Source organism: Hyphobacterium sp. CCMP332 (assembly GCA_014323545.1).
Taxonomy (GTDB): domain Bacteria; phylum Bacteroidota; class Bacteroidia; order Cytophagales; family CCMP332; genus CCMP332.
In genome coordinates, this window is the sequence record CP058647.1 from 749,180 (window position 1) to 765,651 (window position 16,472).

The 16,472-nt window shown below is 37.5% G+C and carries 15 protein-coding genes; 4 read left to right on the forward strand and 11 right to left on the reverse strand.

Annotated features, from left to right (window positions below; genetic code table 11):
* Positions 1-2: 2 nt before the first annotated feature.
* Complete coding sequence (locus tag HZR84_03265; protein QNL20999.1) at positions 3-935, reverse strand: chromosome segregation protein SMC; 933 nt, start codon at positions 933-935, stop codon at positions 3-5.
* Positions 936-1,045: 110 nt separating this feature from the next.
* Between HZR84_03265 and HZR84_03270 the strand changes: the two genes are divergently transcribed.
* Genes HZR84_03270 through HZR84_03280 form a run of 3 tightly spaced genes read left to right on the forward strand, consistent with a single transcriptional unit; the run spans position 1,046 to position 5,211 of the window.
* Positions 1,046-2,248 (forward strand): S-adenosylmethionine:tRNA ribosyltransferase-isomerase, encoded by a 1,203-nt coding sequence (locus HZR84_03270; GenBank protein QNL21000.1) that lies wholly within the window; start codon positions 1,046-1,048, stop codon positions 2,246-2,248.
* A 9-nt stretch (positions 2,249-2,257) separates the two neighbouring features.
* Positions 2,258-4,150, forward strand: a complete 1,893-nt coding sequence (gene serA, locus HZR84_03275) for a phosphoglycerate dehydrogenase (GenBank protein ID QNL21001.1) — start codon at positions 2,258-2,260, stop codon at positions 4,148-4,150.
* Positions 4,150-5,211: an aminotransferase class V-fold PLP-dependent enzyme gene (locus HZR84_03280; protein ID QNL21002.1), complete on the forward strand. Its 1,062-nt coding sequence runs from the start codon at positions 4,150-4,152 to the stop codon at positions 5,209-5,211. The genes serA and HZR84_03280 overlap by 1 nt, the downstream gene beginning before the upstream one ends.
* Positions 5,212-5,308: 97 nt before the next feature.
* Here the strand turns inward: HZR84_03280 and HZR84_03285 are convergent, their stop codons facing one another.
* The 5 genes from HZR84_03285 to HZR84_03305 all read right to left on the reverse strand — a co-directional run bounded on the left by HZR84_03285 (position 5,309) and on the right by HZR84_03305 (position 9,606).
* A complete protein-coding gene (locus HZR84_03285) occupies positions 5,309-5,770 on the reverse strand; it encodes a nucleotidyltransferase (GenBank protein ID QNL21003.1) in 462 nt (153 codons plus the stop codon).
* Entirely contained in the window at positions 5,770-5,955 is a 186-nt protein-coding gene (locus HZR84_03290) for a hypothetical protein (GenBank protein QNL21004.1), read from the reverse strand. The genes HZR84_03285 and HZR84_03290 overlap by 1 nt, the downstream gene beginning before the upstream one ends.
* Before the next feature lie 138 nt (positions 5,956-6,093).
* Positions 6,094-8,361, reverse strand: coding sequence for a S9 family peptidase (locus HZR84_03295; GenBank protein QNL23173.1), 2,268 nt, complete (start codon positions 8,359-8,361; stop codon positions 6,094-6,096).
* 188 nt (positions 8,362-8,549) lie between these two features.
* Positions 8,550-9,236: a GTP cyclohydrolase I FolE gene (gene folE, locus HZR84_03300; GenBank protein ID QNL21005.1), complete on the reverse strand. Its 687-nt coding sequence runs from the start codon at positions 9,234-9,236 to the stop codon at positions 8,550-8,552.
* On the reverse strand, positions 9,196-9,606 hold the full coding sequence (locus HZR84_03305; protein QNL21006.1) for a 6-carboxytetrahydropterin synthase: 411 nt from the start codon (positions 9,604-9,606) through the stop codon (positions 9,196-9,198). Before HZR84_03305 ends, folE begins: the two co-directional genes overlap by 41 nt.
* Before the next feature lie 201 nt (positions 9,607-9,807).
* On the opposite strand from HZR84_03305, the gene HZR84_03310 reads away from it, so the two are divergent.
* Positions 9,808-10,851 carry a fasciclin domain-containing protein gene (locus tag HZR84_03310; GenBank protein QNL21007.1) on the forward strand — a complete coding sequence of 348 codons (1,044 nt, stop codon included), beginning with the start codon at positions 9,808-9,810 and terminating at the stop codon, positions 10,849-10,851.
* Between the two features lie 73 nt (positions 10,852-10,924).
* On the opposite strand, the gene HZR84_03315 is transcribed toward HZR84_03310, so the two are convergent.
* From HZR84_03315 to HZR84_03335, 5 genes are all read right to left on the reverse strand, one after another.
* Entirely contained in the window at positions 10,925-13,882 is a 2,958-nt protein-coding gene (locus HZR84_03315) for a carboxypeptidase-like regulatory domain-containing protein (GenBank protein QNL23174.1), read from the reverse strand.
* A gap of 170 nt (positions 13,883-14,052) precedes the next feature.
* On the reverse strand, positions 14,053-14,469 hold the full coding sequence (locus HZR84_03320; protein ID QNL21008.1) for a BrxA/BrxB family bacilliredoxin: 417 nt from the start codon (positions 14,467-14,469) through the stop codon (positions 14,053-14,055).
* 21 nt (positions 14,470-14,490) lie between these two features.
* Positions 14,491-14,808: a DUF59 domain-containing protein gene (locus HZR84_03325; protein QNL21009.1), complete on the reverse strand. Its 318-nt coding sequence runs from the start codon at positions 14,806-14,808 to the stop codon at positions 14,491-14,493.
* Positions 14,809-14,811: 3 nt separating this feature from the next.
* Positions 14,812-15,246, reverse strand: a complete 435-nt coding sequence (locus tag HZR84_03330; GenBank protein QNL21010.1) for a SufE family protein — start codon at positions 15,244-15,246, stop codon at positions 14,812-14,814.
* Position 15,247: 1 nt separating this feature from the next.
* A complete protein-coding gene (locus tag HZR84_03335) occupies positions 15,248-16,462 on the reverse strand; it encodes a cysteine desulfurase (GenBank protein QNL23175.1) in 1,215 nt (404 codons plus the stop codon).
* Positions 16,463-16,472 lie beyond the last annotated feature (10 nt).

The following is a 16,472-nucleotide window of genomic DNA, read 5'->3' on the forward strand; positions in this document are numbered from 1 at the left end:
ATCTATTTAACAAGGAAGGGGGCTTCTCCAATCAGCACTTCTTCGCAATACAATTCAACTTTGTACTGTCCTTCTGCCCAATCGCTGCCCTTTATATATAAAAATTCAATCTGTGGCTTTCTATTATCAAAGAGAAAATCCTGTTTTAAGGTGAAAAATCTTTCCTTTCCATTCATTATAAAGGTACCTCCCCCATTGGCCAGATCATATAAAATAGTACCATCCGGTTCTATAACCTGAAGATATACAATCTTAGTTTCCACTTTGGCCACTTTGTTTTCAGCTATATTAAATCTCACACGCAATTTCTCCAGTTTGCTGGCTTTAAGATCGGAACCTCTTTTATCCTTACTTATATTTCCGCGACGGTCGATAGACCTAATTTCAATATTTTCAGCCTTTAATTTTGAAGCGATATTCACCTTTTGCTCCAATTGCTTTTTGGTTCCCTCCAGATCGGAAATATTTTCGCTTAAAGACATTTTTTCCTGCTTCAAACCCTGATTTTCAGATAAGAGGATTTCATTCTGAGCTTGTAATTTCTCTATTTCCTTATCCTTATTGGCAAGTAAAATCTTAAATCCTTCCAATTTATCATCCAGTTTTTTCTTTTGGCCATACCAATATTTTGCATTTTTCTCGGCCTTTTCTTTTAAATCAGAAATTTCAGCCAATGCAGCAACGAGACTATCTTTCTCACCACCGAGCTCTTCAATTGTTGCAAGTCTTTGTTTTAATTCGAATTCTACGCTATCAAGAGAATTCATTGCCTTAGCAATTTCTTCCCTGTTTGAATCAATTTCCTGCTCGTAAGCATTTTTTTCCGAATACCTTAGATACAACTGAATGGCATTGATTAATAAAAGTGCCACAATTGCAGCAATGACTGCAATTTTCCTACCTCCTGATGTTTTCTTTTTTGCTTCTTCGGCCATAGAAAAATTAATTTTATAGGATTTAAAAATAAAGAATCATTTTTTAATGCAAATGAGCAAAAAATACTTCCTTTATTTCTTACATCGGGTTTAATTTGCCAGATAATATTATGGCCTTCCCCAAAATAAATCCAAAAGACTTTTTATACCATCTTCCCCAGGATAAAATTGCAGAATCCCCATTGTCTGAACGCGATGCATCCCATCTTCTTGTTTATCGCAATGGAAAAATTTCAGATGCCATTTTTAAAGATCTGAATCAATTTCTTCCCGATAATTCCCTTTTGTTTTTTAACAACACAAAAGTAATTCCGGCTCGCATGCATTTTTTAAGAGAAAGTGGAGCAAGAATAGAAATACTTCTCGATAAGGCTCATTTTCCATCCAGAGACCCTCTTATTTGTTTAAATCAAAAAAAATCCTGCACGTGGAATGCAATAATTGGCAACAAAAAAAAATGGAAGGATCAGGAGTTTTTAAAGCTGGAGTTTCAATTGGATTCTAAAAAATATAAGCTTCAGGCCCGTTTGATAGAAAGAGAAAGCAATTTGGTAGAATTTTCCTGGTCGGGCGACTTAAGCTTTGCTTCTGTATTGGAGGCATTAGGTCATACGCCCCTTCCACCTTATATTCAAAGAGCTGAAAAAGAAGAAGACAAAGAATCGTATCAAACGGTTTATGCTAAAATTAATGGCGCCGTAGCAGCGCCTACAGCCGGTTTACATTTTACCGACCATGTGATTGAAAATCTCAAAAGTGCCGGAATCAAAATGGATGAGTTAACACTTCACGTGGGTGCAGGCACTTTTAGTCCGATTAAAAGTGAAAATGCAGCCGGGCATGACATGCATTCTGAATTAATCCAAATAAATCGAAAAAACCTGGAGTCAATCTTAAGCCACCAAGGCCCCATTATTCCTGTAGGTACCACGGCAATGCGAAGCCTGGAATCCCTTTACTGGTTTGGACAAGCGCTTGAACATAAACACTTTGATTTATTCGAATGTAAAAAAGAGCTGCCCTATCAATTGAAAGCGGAAATAGAATTAAAAAAAGCGATGCAAAATATCATCAACTGGATGGGTCAAAAAGGAATTGAAGAATTTTCTGGTGATACTTCAATTTTTATAGTCCCGGGTTATCAATTTCAGGTTTGCAATGGAATAATTACCAATTTTCATCAGCCCGGTACCACGCTAATATTATTGATCGCCGCATTAATCGGAGAAAAATGGCAAGAAGTATATGAGCATGCCTTGAGAAATAATTATCGTTTTTTGAGCTATGGTGATTCTTCTTTACTCTTGCCCTAAATTTGCCACATGGAAGACCGAGCCTATTATGTAATCGATTTTGACAGCACTTTTACCCAAGTAGAGGCCATGGATATTCTTGCGGATATATCTCTCAAAAGCCATCCTGAAAAAGATTCCATAAAAAAAGAAATTGTCAGGCTAACTGATTTGGGCATGGAAGGCAAGCTGACGGTTCGGGAATCGTTGATTAAAAGAATCGAACTTCTTAAAGCCAATAAAAATCATCTTCAGGAACTGGTAGAGCTTTTAAAAAAGAAAATCTCAAAATCATTTAGAAGAAATGAGCAGTTTTTCTCAGAACACACCTCAAACATTTTGATCATATCCAATGGCTTTAAGGATTTTGTTGTTCCCGTAGTAACTGAATTGGGCGTGCTTCCCCAAAATGTCTATGCCAATTCCTTTGAGTACGATGAAAATGGAAATATTACGGGTGTGGATACCGACAATGTCCTTTCGGACAACGATGGCAAAGTGAAACAGCTTCAATCATTAAAACTGAATGGTGAAATATTTGTAATTGGCGATGGATTCACCGATTATGAAATAAAACAAAAAGGCATCGCTAAGAAATTCTATGCCTTTACTGAAAATGTAAAACGAGATTCCGTGGTCAGCGAAGCCGATCATATAGCACCATCGCTCGATGAATTTCTATACAAGAATAAATTGACCATGGCGATTTCCTATCCCAAAAACAGGATCAAGGTTTTGGTGCTTGAAAATATACATTCCAAAGCCACGGAGTTGTTTTCTGAAGAAGGTTATGAGCTCGAAAGATTTTCAAGCGCTCTGGATGAGGATGAATTGAGTGAAAAAATCAAAAATGTGTCCATACTCTGTATTCGTTCCAAAACCAATGTCACTGCCAAAGTACTTGAAAATGCCAATAAACTTTTATCCATAGGCGCCTTTTGCATTGGTACCAATCAAATTGATCTGCCTTCATGCATGGATAAAGGGGTTGCTGTTTTTAATGCCCCTTACAGCAATACAAGGTCGGTGGTGGAATTGGCCATTGCGGAGATTATCATGTTAATGAGGAATATTCCCGACAAATTCTCACAGATGCATTCCGGCAAATGGAATAAATCTGCGGTGGGAAGCAATGAGATCCGCGGTAAAAAACTCGGAATTATTGGATATGGCAATATCGGTTCACAGCTTTCTGTTTTGGCAGAGTCCATGGGTTTGAATGTATTCTATTATGACTTGGAAGATAAACTAGCCCTAGGCAATGCCACGCCCTGCGCTTCGCTTGAAGAATTATTAAGATCTTCTGATATAATTTCGATACATGTAGATGGCCGGCCCGGAAATGATAATCTTTTATCTGAAAATGAATTTAAAATGATGAAAGATGGAGCCGTTTTGGTCAATTTGAGTCGTGGACATGTCGTGGATCCTAAAGCTTTAAGGAAAGCCATAGAATCAGGAAAGGTTAAAGGTGCCGGAATGGATGTATTCCGTGAAGAACCCAAAAATAATGAAGAGGAATTTAAATCACCTTTGAGAGGTTTGGCCAATACCATTCTCACTCCACATGTAGGTGGAAGCACTGAAGAAGCCCAGGTGAATATTGCGAGTTTTGTACCCGAAAAGATCATGTCTTTTGTCAATACGGGCAATACCTCCGGTGCGGTCAATTTTCCCAATATACAGTTGCCGCAATTACAAAATGCGCATCGTTTGATTCATATTCATAAAAATACCAGTGGTATTTTGGCGAGCATTAATAATGTTTTGGCCGAGCACGATGCCAATATTGTAGGGCAGTATTTAAAAACCAATGAGCGTATTGGCTATGTCATTACAGATGTGGACCGGTTTTATGATAAAAACCTACTCAAAGCATTGAAACAAATCGAACACACCATCCGGGTACGAGTTTTATACTAATGCAGCCGCAATTTTTAACACCGGGGCCATCGGAACTTTATTTCACAGTGGAGGATCATATAAGATCGGCCTTGCTCAGTGGTATTGGCAGTATTAGCCACCGAAGTGATGAATTCAAAAGTATATATAAAGAAACCGAAAAAAATCTTAGGAAATTGTTATCGATTCCGGAGGAATTTGCAGTGCTTTTTGCCGGATCGGCAACAGAGATTTGGGAAAGATCATTACAAAATATAAATCCTAAAAGACCGGGGTTCTTTATCAATGGGGCATTTTCAGATAAATATTTCAAAACGGCCGAAGCGCTGGGATTCAAAGCAGAAACGTATTTCTGGACCGAAAAAAATTGGGATTTTGATCGTTATACATCGCTCGCAGATTGCGACTTCATAGGCATAGCTCAAAATGAAACCAGTCTTGGAATTGCCACGCCGACAGAAGTCATAAATGAAATCCGAAAAAGAAATTCTGATGTATTTTTAGCGGTGGACATGGTATCCGGCCTCCCCTTTTATTCAGCCGATTGGCAAAATTGGGATTCGGTTTATTTTTCCGTTCAAAAGGGCTTTGGACTGCCTGCGGGTTTGGGAGTATGGATTATTCGAAAATCCAAAATTAAAAGCGAGGCCAATGTTTCCCCTCATCGCAATGTTCTAAAATGGTTAGAAGCAGCAGAGCAATATCAAACACCCGAAACGCCGAATGTCTTAGGTATTTATCTGCTGGGAAAAGTTTGTGAGGATATGAATCGAAGAGGAATTGACATGATTCGTTCTGAAACAAGCTATAAAGCGGCATTGACCTATAATGCCTTTGATGACAGTCCTTTATTAAAACCTTTTGTGCAAGACAAAGTCTTACAATCCAAAACAACCATTGTCGCAGAATGTCTGGGACTTAAATCCGATGTGATTATTGACCATTTGTTAAAATCAGGCATTCAAATAGGGAATGGCTATGGCAAACATTCGGAAACGCATATCAGAATCGCCAATTTTCCGACGCATTCAAAAGAGCTTTTTGAAAGATTGGTTGATGCTTTGGAAGAATTTAGGCCTTAGTAATATTTACTTCAAATTCTCCTCAAATAATTTTAAAATCCTACGGTATTCATCGGTCCATGAACTGGCTTCTTTGAAGCCCACTGGTTATAGATAACTATTTCAGGTTAAATCTGATCTCCTTGAGTTTTTCAGCATCATCAAGATCTTTAAATGTATTTAAAGCAATTTTATTTTCTATCAGATGATTAATGTGTATTACGGGTACTTTTAAATTTTCAATTTCAAAAATTTTTGCATTTTGAAATACCTCATCGTAGTCAATGCCTTTTGTTGCATTCATAAAATCAACCGATAAACCAGGTTCACCTAGTCTGAAATTAATTTTTTTTTGCAGTTCTCCTGAAGCAATTGAGGAAGTATCATATCCCATTTTTTCAAGGCTATTGATCAGTCTTTTTGAATTGTCTTCCGATGCTTCGAAAAGAATATCCATATCACTCGTAGCCCTTCTATAACCATATAAATTTACAGCGAGCCCTCCGAGTAGCACAAATTTTACCTTGTTATTTAATAATTCATGAAGTATATAGATAAACTCTTTTACGAATAAATCCATTAATCCTCAATTGAAATGATTGTAATGACCTTTTTGATGGGTTTCAAGGAATCTTTGCCGTGGTTTAGAATTCTGAGCCTTTGCACTTCGCGAATTTTTTCAGTTGGCGAAAGAGCCATAAACCATTCCTGGTCTTCTTTCTCAGCCTCTTCATGCGTCATTACCCTGATTTGATTTTTTTTCACATCTAAATTTACAAAGTTCCTCTATTTTCTAAAGTTCTGAATTTAAACTTATCCATACACCAAGAGAACCTGGCGAAGAGGCTTTTCTAATTGTGATCAGAGAAATTCTTTGAAGACCCCGATGTAAAAGTTGGAATCTTACCTTAAATTCTGCTCAAACAATTTCAAAATTCGACCATACTCATCGGTCCATGAGCTGGCTTCTTTAAAACCATGGGGTTCTATAGGATAGGATGCCAATTCCCAGTCCTTTTTACCCAATTCAATGAGTTTCTGGGCTAAACGGATGATATCCTGGTATTGTACATTAGTATCCACCACACCATGCAACATTAATAATGGATCTTCAAGTCCTTCTGCAAAATAGATTGGTGATGATTTCATATAGGCCATGGAATCCTCAACAGGCGTGTTGAGAATATTGGAGGTATAGGGATGATTATAATGGGCCCAGTCGCTAACAGATCGAATCGCAGCACCACAAGCAAAAGATTCCGGAACATTAAACAAGGCCATAAGCGTAATAAATCCCCCATAAGAGCCTCCGTAAATCCCTATTTTGTTTTTGTCAATACCCAATTCATCCACCAGGTATTTGGCACCGTCTACCTGATCACTCAAATCCTTGCCACCCATATGACGGTAAATGTCAGTGCGCCAGTCCCTGCCATATCCTTCGGAAGCACGATAATCAATATCTAATACCGTGTATCCCATATCCACTAATAAATTATGGAACATGTATTCACGATAATAGGAACTCCACCATTTGTGGGCATTCTGGAGATATCCGGCACCATGGACAAAAATAACCGCGGCATTGTTTTTAATAGAATTTTCGGGTTTGTACAATCTGGCCCTTACTTTTTCCCCATCAGAGGCTTTGAAATAAATCAACTCCGGGACTTTCCATGAATAGTCATTAAATTCAGATTTTGTTGATTCTGTGATTTGTTTCATTTCTGCCCTAGGCTTGTTTTCCATTAAATACAGTTCCCAGGGTTTGTTATAAGTGGAATATCGACTTACAATGTATTTTTCATCGGGCGACAGGAACAGTTCATGATGCCCTTCTCCTGAACTAAGCTGTGTTCTTTCTTTGCCCTCAAGATCCATTTTATACAAATGCCTCTCTCCGGGATCTTTTTCATTGCTGACTAAATAAAAATGTGTTTTATCCTTTGACAGAAATGCATCATGGACTTCAAAATCGCCTTTGCTCAAAGCTCTCTTTTTCCCTGATTTAATATGCACAGTATATAGGTGTGAATAGCCGCTTTCTTCCGAATGAAACCAGTAATGCTCTTCATCAGGCATCCAGCCTTTATTTCCGGGTACCATATTCCAGCCGGTAATGCCGGGGCCACCAACCCATTTATCATCATGCTGTCTTTCGATCATCTTCCAGCTTGCAACTTCAGGATTTAAATACATCAACCAACGATCTTTATTGTCCTGGGCTTTAATCTCAACCACAGCATTGCCATTTTCCGCTACATCCGGTCCATGGATCAATATTTTTCTTGGGTTCTCGAATGGTTTTGAAGCACTCTCTTTATCGTAAATCGAATAAAATGCAGGTTTTTCGAATATCCCGGGAATGGCTTTGGTATCAAACTGTAACATGGTATCATTTTCAATTTGATAGACCCATAACTCCTCGGTTTCCAATTCCTGCCCTACTTTTGGCCGGTCCTCCAGAATTTTTGCATAACCATTATCGGCAACATAATCTAGGTTGTTGGTATTTTCATTGTTAACTTTTGACTGCAATTGATAATAAACGTAGTTCCCATCTTCACTGAGTGTCATCGAAGAAATATTCATTTCGCCGTAATAAATGGTTTTTGGTTTTAGGTCTTTTAATATTCGTCTTCTCTCCTCTTTATTTTTTCTCTCCTCTTCTCTTTTCTTCATGATATCAAAAAGTCGAACCTGATCTTTCTTTAGCCATTTTTCCTGTTCTGTGTCTTTTTTCTCCTTTTTCGTCCCGGATTTGAAATCTGTGATCTGTTTGATATTTCCTCCGGATAGTGCTCTTAGAAAAAGATTATTCCCCGATTCATACACGATATAAGCATCATTCATTACAAATCGGGGATTGCTTTCAGAGACATTGGTTTGTGTTAATTGTTCAATTTTGTTTTCAGCAATATTATTCAGAAAAATATCCCCACTTTTAGCGTATACCTTTAAGGTTCTGGAATTATTGTAATCTCCGGAAGAGGGAATTTCCATTAACGCCTCAAGCGGATCCATCTCGGTAATGGCATTCACTTCTATATCATAGTTATAATAAGGATTAATGCCCGGATCTGACTCCCTCCATTTAAAATAAAAGCCATCGCTCTGCTCAGACCATATCACTTCATCGGGAAGTGTTCCTACAAATTCTTCACCTTTCATGATTTCTGAAAGTATCAATTCAGAAGTTTGGGCCTGGAGATTTAAACTAAAAAGAACGAATAGAATAAATGCAGCTGATCTCATAAGGATTTATTTGAGCAGCAAATTAACAAAAAGCTATGGAGATCAAATGAAAAAAGCCCTGTTCCGTAAGAAACAAGGCTTTCAATTTATGGATTAAGCTTAAATTAACTATTGATATAATTTAAAAACTCTTTTTTAACATTTTCGTTCAAAAATTTACCGGAAAAATGGGCTGTCCCTGTTTTTGAGTTCGTATCGCCAACACCTCTTGAGGCTACACACAAATGCGTGGCATCCATTACCACACCAACATGTTCGGTATCCAGTGCTTTTTTAAGTTCTTCCGCCACCTGAACCGTAAGTCTTTCCTGAACCTGGGGTCTTTTGGCATAGTACTGAACAATTCTGTTAATTTTTGACAAACCGATTACTTTGCCGGTCGAGATATAAGCCACATGGGCCTTTCCGTATATGGGCACAAAATGATGCTCGCAATGCGAATAGAAAGTGATTTCTTTTTCAACAAGCATTTGATCGTATTTGTATTTGTTTTCAAATAAGCGGGCATGCGGCATGTTGTCGGGATTTAACCCACTGAAAACTTCCTTTACATACATTTTAGCCACTCGTCTTGGACTGCCTTGTAAGCTATCGTCGGTAAGATCCAAACCGAGCGTTTCCATAATAGCACGAAAATGTTTTTCAATGATTCTTATTTTCTCATCATCACTGAGTTCAAAAGCATCGGGCCTTAGTGGAGTCTCGAATGATGAAACAACATGGTCCTCACCTGATTCCTCAACTGCCTGGTTAATTGCTTGGGTATTCAACAAAATTTTTCTCTGTTTCATAAAGTCTGATGCTTAGTTCAAGTTCAGGTTCGATAATTTCCCTAAGTATATTGTAGCTAACTACAGCAATATTTTCTGCCGTTGGGTTTAAATTCCCAAACTCTTCCGTATCAAGATTCAAATTCTTATGATCAAATTTACGAATAATATTCTCTTTGATAATATCGCTTAATTTTTTCATATCGTAGACATAGCCCGTTTTTGGATCAACTTCACCCCTCAGCTTCACAATGAGGGTATAATTATGACCGTGATAATTGGGGTTATTACATTTCCCAAATACCCTGTCATTCATCTCATCGGACCAGTCCGGGTTGTATAAGCGATGCGCGGCGTTAAACCTTTCCTTTCTATATATAGCTACCTTCATACCTAATTTGAACACTCATAGTGTCATTTGGTTCAAAATTATTGAAATACAATCCGGAATTGAATTTAGGGTATTTTTAGATTTGGCTGTATTTCACTCTTGGAGGCATATATATGCATTTTTCGTATACATTTCAAAAAATTCAAAACCATGTATATGTTTCTTTGTTTAACTTTGGATAAATAAATCAAATAATCAATTATGAAAAAAACAGGACTATTTAATTACAGCAAATACCTTATGGCCATATTATTAAGTGCCTCTGTGGTATTTTTTACAAGTTGTGGAGATGACGATGAGGATTCAACTCCTCCACCACAGACTCCAAGTAAGACAATTGCAGAATTAGCGGGTGAAACTGCTGGACTCGATTCATTATTTGCACAATTAAGTGCTTTCCCTGATTTGGTAGCAGCGCTTAGTGATACCAGTGCTACATATACTGTATTTGCACCTGACAATCAGGCATTCGTTAACTTATTAGCGACTCCGGGTTTCCCAACTACTTTTGATGTTATCAATCCTGATATCATTAAAGGAGTGTTGAGTTATCATGTTGTACCAGGTCAGCAAATTTCTTCTGGTGATCTTGGTCCGGATATGGCTACTTTATTCGATGATCCTGCAACGGGAACCAATCAGGTAATTATGGTAAATCAGGATGGAACGCTTCTTACAGGTTCTACAAATGATGCTATTACTGTTATTACTGCCGATATTCAGGCTTCAAATGGTGTAATTCACATTGTTGAATCAGTAATGATTCCACCTTCAGTTGGTGCAACATTGACTCCTATTTTGGGTACTTTGGCAGGTACAGTACTTTTAAGTGCGGATTTCTCTGATCTTGCAACGCTAGTTAATATTGCAGATTCAGATGTACCTTCGGGACAAGCTCCAATAGCAGGAGTTCTTTCTGGCGCAGTTGACAGCACAGCAAACTACACTGTATTTGGTCCTCCTAATTTAGTATTTGAAGGTGGGAATATCGATCCTACATCTTTTAATGCTGCTACAGCCAGAGCTATACTTTTGAATCATGTTGTAAATGGTTTGAATCTTAGTTCAAGTTTGTCAGATGGAATGATGATACCAACTTTAGGTGGCGATACTCTGAATATTGCTGTTAATTCTAATGGAGTATTTGTGGGTCTAGATTCTGCTTCCATCCCTGTAGTGTCTCCGGATATTACTGATAATATTTCTAATGGTGTTATTCACGCAATTGGAGGTATAATTCAGTAATTTTTTAGAAACAGTTTAGAAAAAGAAAAGGGAGTCATGTGACTCCCTTTTTTTGTGTCCTAATATTAAAATCTTAGTTCATCAATTCATCAAAAGTGAGAGAAATGTAATACAACCCTCCAATATTTGGACCCCCCTTACTTTGTATATAACGGTTGTTTAGAGCGTTCGAAGCCCCTATTTTAAGTATTGTTTTTAGCTCTTTCATTTTGTAGGACACCTGAGCATCCAAAGTAGAATATGCTGGAACTTCTCCTACGGCAAAAGATGATTGCCATAAAAATGCATCCTGCCATCTATAAGTAATAGAAAAGCCAATATTTTTTATTACCTCTCTGTTACCAAAGCTTAAATTAGTTTTGTGTTCAGGCGTATTGTATTCTGCAAGAAATCCCTGAGCATTCAAATCCTCATTAAGACTATTGTAACTATAATTACCCCCAATAGTGTAATTTTTAGGCAATACATATTGAATACCAATCGCCGCACCTTGTGTTGTTACCTGATCATCAATATTGGTATAAATCTGTGCGGTATTTCCGGTAAGCGTACCATCCGGCTGTATAGTTAAAGCTTCACCATTCACCAAAGAAGCATAGTTTTCTGTTCCGTCCGAATTAAGACTGACTTTTCTAAGCTGTACCTGAGTTATGAAATCAAGATAAATATTATAGTAAACCGCAAAATCAATTAACAACTTATTATCAATCAAACTTTTATAACCAACTTCAAATGATCTAACCCTTTCCGGTTTTACCGGCTCGAAATTATCGAACGGTTGCAGAAGAGCAATGTTTGAAGGATCATTGGCAGCAGCGGTAGTTGCTCCGGCGTCAAAAACAGCCTGTGAATATCTGTTTACTGAAGAAATAGTATAAGCGTTTTCAGTGATTCTATATCGTTCGGCTGTTTCAGGTAATCCACCCAATAATCTGGCCGAAATGATACTCAAATCAATATACTGCCCCTGAGTGGTAGGAATTCTAAATCCTGTTTGAAATGAAGCACGAATATTATGAATTTCTTTAATTTTAAATACTCCCGATATTCTTGGGCTATACTGTCCGTCAAAGTTTTGGTTTTTATCATATCGAAGTGAACTGGTCAATTTCAGTTTTTCATCAAGTAAATATTTCGATGCCTGCACGTAACCTCCAAATTCATTAATGGTAATAGGGCTTTCTTTATCAGGAAAAATTGTTCCATTAGATCTTAATACAAATTGACGGTAATTTCCTCCTACTTGTAATCCATCCAAAAAAGGAACCTGCTTAGTAAAGTCATATTGCCCCTCAACGTGATCCATTCTACTATTATCATTGAACTTGGGGCCTTCAGGAACAATTCCTTTCCCTGCTTCATCCTTAATTTCATTAAATCCTTCTGTACCAGGTACAAGTCCAATTGAAGTATAAAGAGAATCCATATGAGAACGCGCTGCTAAATGCGCAATCTCCTGAGTTCTGATTTTATTCTGATCCGATAAACTTCCGAATTCTCCTGGTTCAAGTCCCTGATCATACAAAGATCTCAGATATTCTACTCCATAATCCGCTAAATATCTCGAAACATCATTCTCAGAGTTATTATATATTCTCTGCATCGCAATATCGTTCATACGTTTTGCAAGAAATTCTGCTATGTATGAATCACCCGATTGCTCTATGGTAGTATATCCCCGAATAAAAAAGTTTTCACCTTTTAATTTTAACTGGTGTTGCTGAATATTGAAATTCTTTAAAGAATATCTTTGTGCCCCAGTATATATACTAGTACCTGCGCCATAATTATATTGATAGCTTGCCTCCAAACCCTCAGTGATACGATAATATAGACCACCATTAAATTTTATATTTTCAGCAGAGTAATCGACCAAATATTCCTCTTGCCATGCCTTAGCCGTTACTACCTGACTTGGAAGGTCTCTTGCGTAATCTGAAGCAGCTAATATATCATCCCCGGCCTCATTAATACCAAATGTTTTCGTTCTTGCGAGCGTCTGCCAGTCAGTGCTCAAATTAAATATTGCAAGATTAATCCCTGCTTCATCGCCCATGGTATGTAATCGGTCCGCTCCCGGGTTTGTTATGCCCAATTGACCTCTTCTTTCAGGAAATCGGTCAGTTAAATCTGTTCCATGCCAGTCATCAGCACGCTGATATGAGGCATTTACTTTAAATGCAACACGATTTCCAAATGCTTTGGCATATCGCAAAGAACCTTCGTATATAGGAGCAGTATTCTGGTCAGCATCTGCACCAACATGATTAAAACCTGATTTTACAAAAGCGCTTAAACCCTGATAATCAAATGCATTTTTGGAGTTGACCAACATTATACCATTAAATGCATTGGGACCATAAAGTGCTGATGCTGCACCAGGAATTAATTCCACGCTTTCAACATCCAATTCGGAAGGTCCATTTAGATTTCCGATGGGAAAATTTAATGCGGGCGCCTGAGTATCCATACCGTCGGTCAATTGTACAAATCGCGTATTTCCCGTACTGCCAAATCCTCTAGTATTTATGATTTGAAAATTAATAGAGGAAGTAGCAACATCAACGCCTTTTAAATTTGCAATACCCTTATAATAATTATCCGCTGGAGTATTTTGTATGGCCAAAATATCCATCTTTTCAATAGAAACCGGGGATTCAAGAATACTTTCTTCAACTCTTGAAGCGGAAACTACTACTTCCTGCCCCAGTAAAGATTGAGTTTCTAAAGCAACCTCGACATTTTGATTATCTTCTGTTATTTCAATTTCCCTTTTATTATAACCAACACTAGATATTACCAGGGTGAATGGTCTGGGAGTATTGGTTTTCAATTCAAATTCTCCTTTGGAATTGGTTATTGTTCCTGTTACGGTTCCTTTTACATAAACATTCACTCCTATTAATTCATCATTATTTTCAGCATCCTTGATCTGTCCTGTTACTGTTGTTTGTGCGGTGGAAGAGACTGAAATAAAGAGAAATAGGATAAAAAGGAGGAATGAAGATTTTTTAAGTATAGCTATAGTCATAGTCTTCTCTTTATACAAATACATTTTAAACACCTGAATATATGTATTTATAGCATTATATGAGCTATTCATTAATTATTTTTCAACAAAACGAAAGTTTGAAATTCTTTTTGAACATAAAAAAAGCCGGATTTTAAAAACCGGCTTGACTTTATTTTAAAATAATATTATTAACAATATTCCTTAAAAACCGCAATAAGATGATTGGCTATCATCTCAGCTGATCTACCTTCTATATGATGTCTTTCAACAAAATGAACCAATTCCCCATCTTTAAATAAAGCAATTGAAGGAGAAGAAGGAGGATAAGGCAGGGTGTATTCCCTTACTTTATTAACGGCCTCTTTTTCCATTCCTGCAAATACAGTAGCCAAAGCATTGGGCTTTTGGTCTGTATTTTTCAGAGCCAGGCGCACTCCCGGTCTGGCAGTACCTGCCGCGCATCCGCAAACACTGTTTATTACAACTAATGCAGTACCTTTTTGACTCGACATAAATAAATCGACTTCTTCGGCCGACATTAATTGTCGAAAACCATCATCTGTCAATTCTGCTCGCATTGGAGCTACTAATTCTTCTGGATACATATCTCTTATATTTAATTAATTCTACATAAAACCTAACTCAAGCTTGGCGGCTTCTGACATCATTTCTGTGCTATAAGGTGGATCAAAAGTAATTTCAACTTCACATTCACTTACCCCTTCAATCCCTTCTATTCCGTGTTTAACCTCATTTGGAATGGATTCAGCAGCCGGGCAATTTGGCGATGTTAAAGTCATCAAAACGTAAACTTTGTTTACGGGAAAAACTTTAACCTCATAGATCAATCCAAGTTCAAAAATATTTACCGGGATTTCCGGGTCATAAATTGTCTTGATGACCTCAAGTGCTTTTTCTTTTATTTCGTTTTCGTCCAGAGGCATAAATTAATCGTTTTGCAATTGCCCCTGATATGCCAGGGCAAAAATTTTCATCTTTTTTATCATGGACACAAAACCGTTTGATCGCTGTGAGCCAATCATATTACTCATTCCAATTTTTTCCATGAAAAATAAATTGGCATCTATAATTTCTTTTGGGCTCCTGTTATTTAAAACCCTAATCAATAAGGAAATCAATCCTTTTGTAATAGCTGTATTGCTATCCGCTGTAAATTGAACTTTACCATCTTTCAACTCGCTGATCAGCCATACTTTTGACTGGCATCCCTTTATGATATTGTCTTCCACTTTTTCCAAATCCTGAAGGGGCTCGAGTTTTTCACCGAGTTCCATAATATAATTGATCATGGCTTCCCTGTCATCTCCAAGAAAAGCAAACTCTTCTATAATTTCATTTTGTATGTCTTCCGAAGATTTCAAATCAGTTTAGTTTTTTATCGATATCGATCAGACTCTCAACCAGAATATCAATTTCTTCTCTGGTATTATAAAATGTAAGCGATGCTCTTACAGTTCCTTCAATACCATAATGCTTCATCAATGGTTGAGTACAATGATGGCCTGTTCTTACGGCAATTCCTTTTGCATCGAGCATCATCCCCACATCAAAAGCATGTGCATTACCCAAAAGGAATGAAAAAATCGCTGTTTTTTGATCGGCATCTCCGACAAACTTTAAACTTCCTATTTCGGAAAGCCGCTTTCTCCCATATTCCTTTAAGTCATTTTCATATTCTCTTATCCGATCCCTGCCAATACTTTGCAAGTATTTTAAGGACGCATTAAAAGCGATGACATCGGCAATATTTGGTGTACCTGCTTCAAATTTAAATGGCAGTTCATTGTAAGTGGTGCCTTCAAAATCCACCTCTTTTATCATTTCGCCACCGCCCTGATAGGGATTCATTTTCTCAAGAATATCTCGTTTGCCGTATAGAACTCCTAATCCGGTGGGACCGTACATTTTATGTGCAGAACAAACAAAAAAATCGCAATCGAGCTTTTGAACATCTACATCCAAATGACTAGCCGATTGTGCTCCGTCTATGAGTACACTGGCTCCTTTTTCCCTGGCCATTTTTGTCAGTTCAGATATGGGATTGATGGTCCCCAAAGCATTTGACACATGAACTACGGCCAGGAGTTTGGTTTTATCTGTAAAAATTTTTTCCGCTTCTTCCAGATTTATTTCTCCCTTTTCATTGATGGGCAAGACCTTAATTTTTGCCCCAACATTTTCACAAAGCATTTGCCATGGAACAATATTGGAATGATGCTCCATTGTGGAAAGTACAATTTCATCTCCCTCAGAAATGAATTGTTTCCCAAATGTTGCTGCCACTAAATTGATACCATCTGTTGTACCCCTTGTAAATATTATTTGATCAGAAGATTCGGCATTAAACCATTTGGCCAGATTTTCGCGACTTGCTTCATAGGCTTTTGTAGCGCGATCCGCCAGGGTGTGTGCACCTCTGTGAATGTTGCTGTTATCGTGATAGTAATATTCGTTAAGTGCTTCTACGACTGCTTTTGGTTTTTGAGTAGTTGCAGCATTATCAAAGTAAATGAGATTTTTTCCATGAACTATTTCATTCAATACCGGAAAATCTTTCCTTATTGAATCAATTTGAATTATCTCTTTT

Coding starts and splice junctions, on each gene's coding strand:
- HZR84_03265 (QNL20999.1), bottom strand. CDS start 935: ATGGCCGAAGAAGCAAAAAAGAAAACATCAGGAGGTAGGAAAATTGCA.
- HZR84_03270 (QNL21000.1), top strand. CDS start 1,046: ATGGCCTTCCCCAAAATAAATCCAAAAGACTTTTTATACCATCTTCCC.
- serA (QNL21001.1), top strand. CDS start 2,258: ATGGAAGACCGAGCCTATTATGTAATCGATTTTGACAGCACTTTTACC.
- HZR84_03280 (QNL21002.1), top strand. CDS start 4,150: ATGCAGCCGCAATTTTTAACACCGGGGCCATCGGAACTTTATTTCACA.
- HZR84_03285 (QNL21003.1), bottom strand. CDS start 5,770: ATGGATTTATTCGTAAAAGAGTTTATCTATATACTTCATGAATTATTA.
- HZR84_03295 (QNL23173.1), bottom strand. CDS start 8,361: ATGAAAGGTGAAGAATTTGTAGGAACACTTCCCGATGAAGTGATATGG.
- folE (QNL21005.1), bottom strand. CDS start 9,236: ATGAAACAGAGAAAAATTTTGTTGAATACCCAAGCAATTAACCAGGCA.
- HZR84_03305 (QNL21006.1), bottom strand. CDS start 9,606: ATGAAGGTAGCTATATATAGAAAGGAAAGGTTTAACGCCGCGCATCGC.
- HZR84_03310 (QNL21007.1), top strand. CDS start 9,808: ATGAAAAAAACAGGACTATTTAATTACAGCAAATACCTTATGGCCATA.
- HZR84_03315 (QNL23174.1), bottom strand. CDS start 13,882: ATGACTATAGCTATACTTAAAAAATCTTCATTCCTCCTTTTTATCCTA.
- HZR84_03320 (QNL21008.1), bottom strand. CDS start 14,469: ATGTATCCAGAAGAATTAGTAGCTCCAATGCGAGCAGAATTGACAGAT.
- HZR84_03325 (QNL21009.1), bottom strand. CDS start 14,808: ATGCCTCTGGACGAAAACGAAATAAAAGAAAAAGCACTTGAGGTCATC.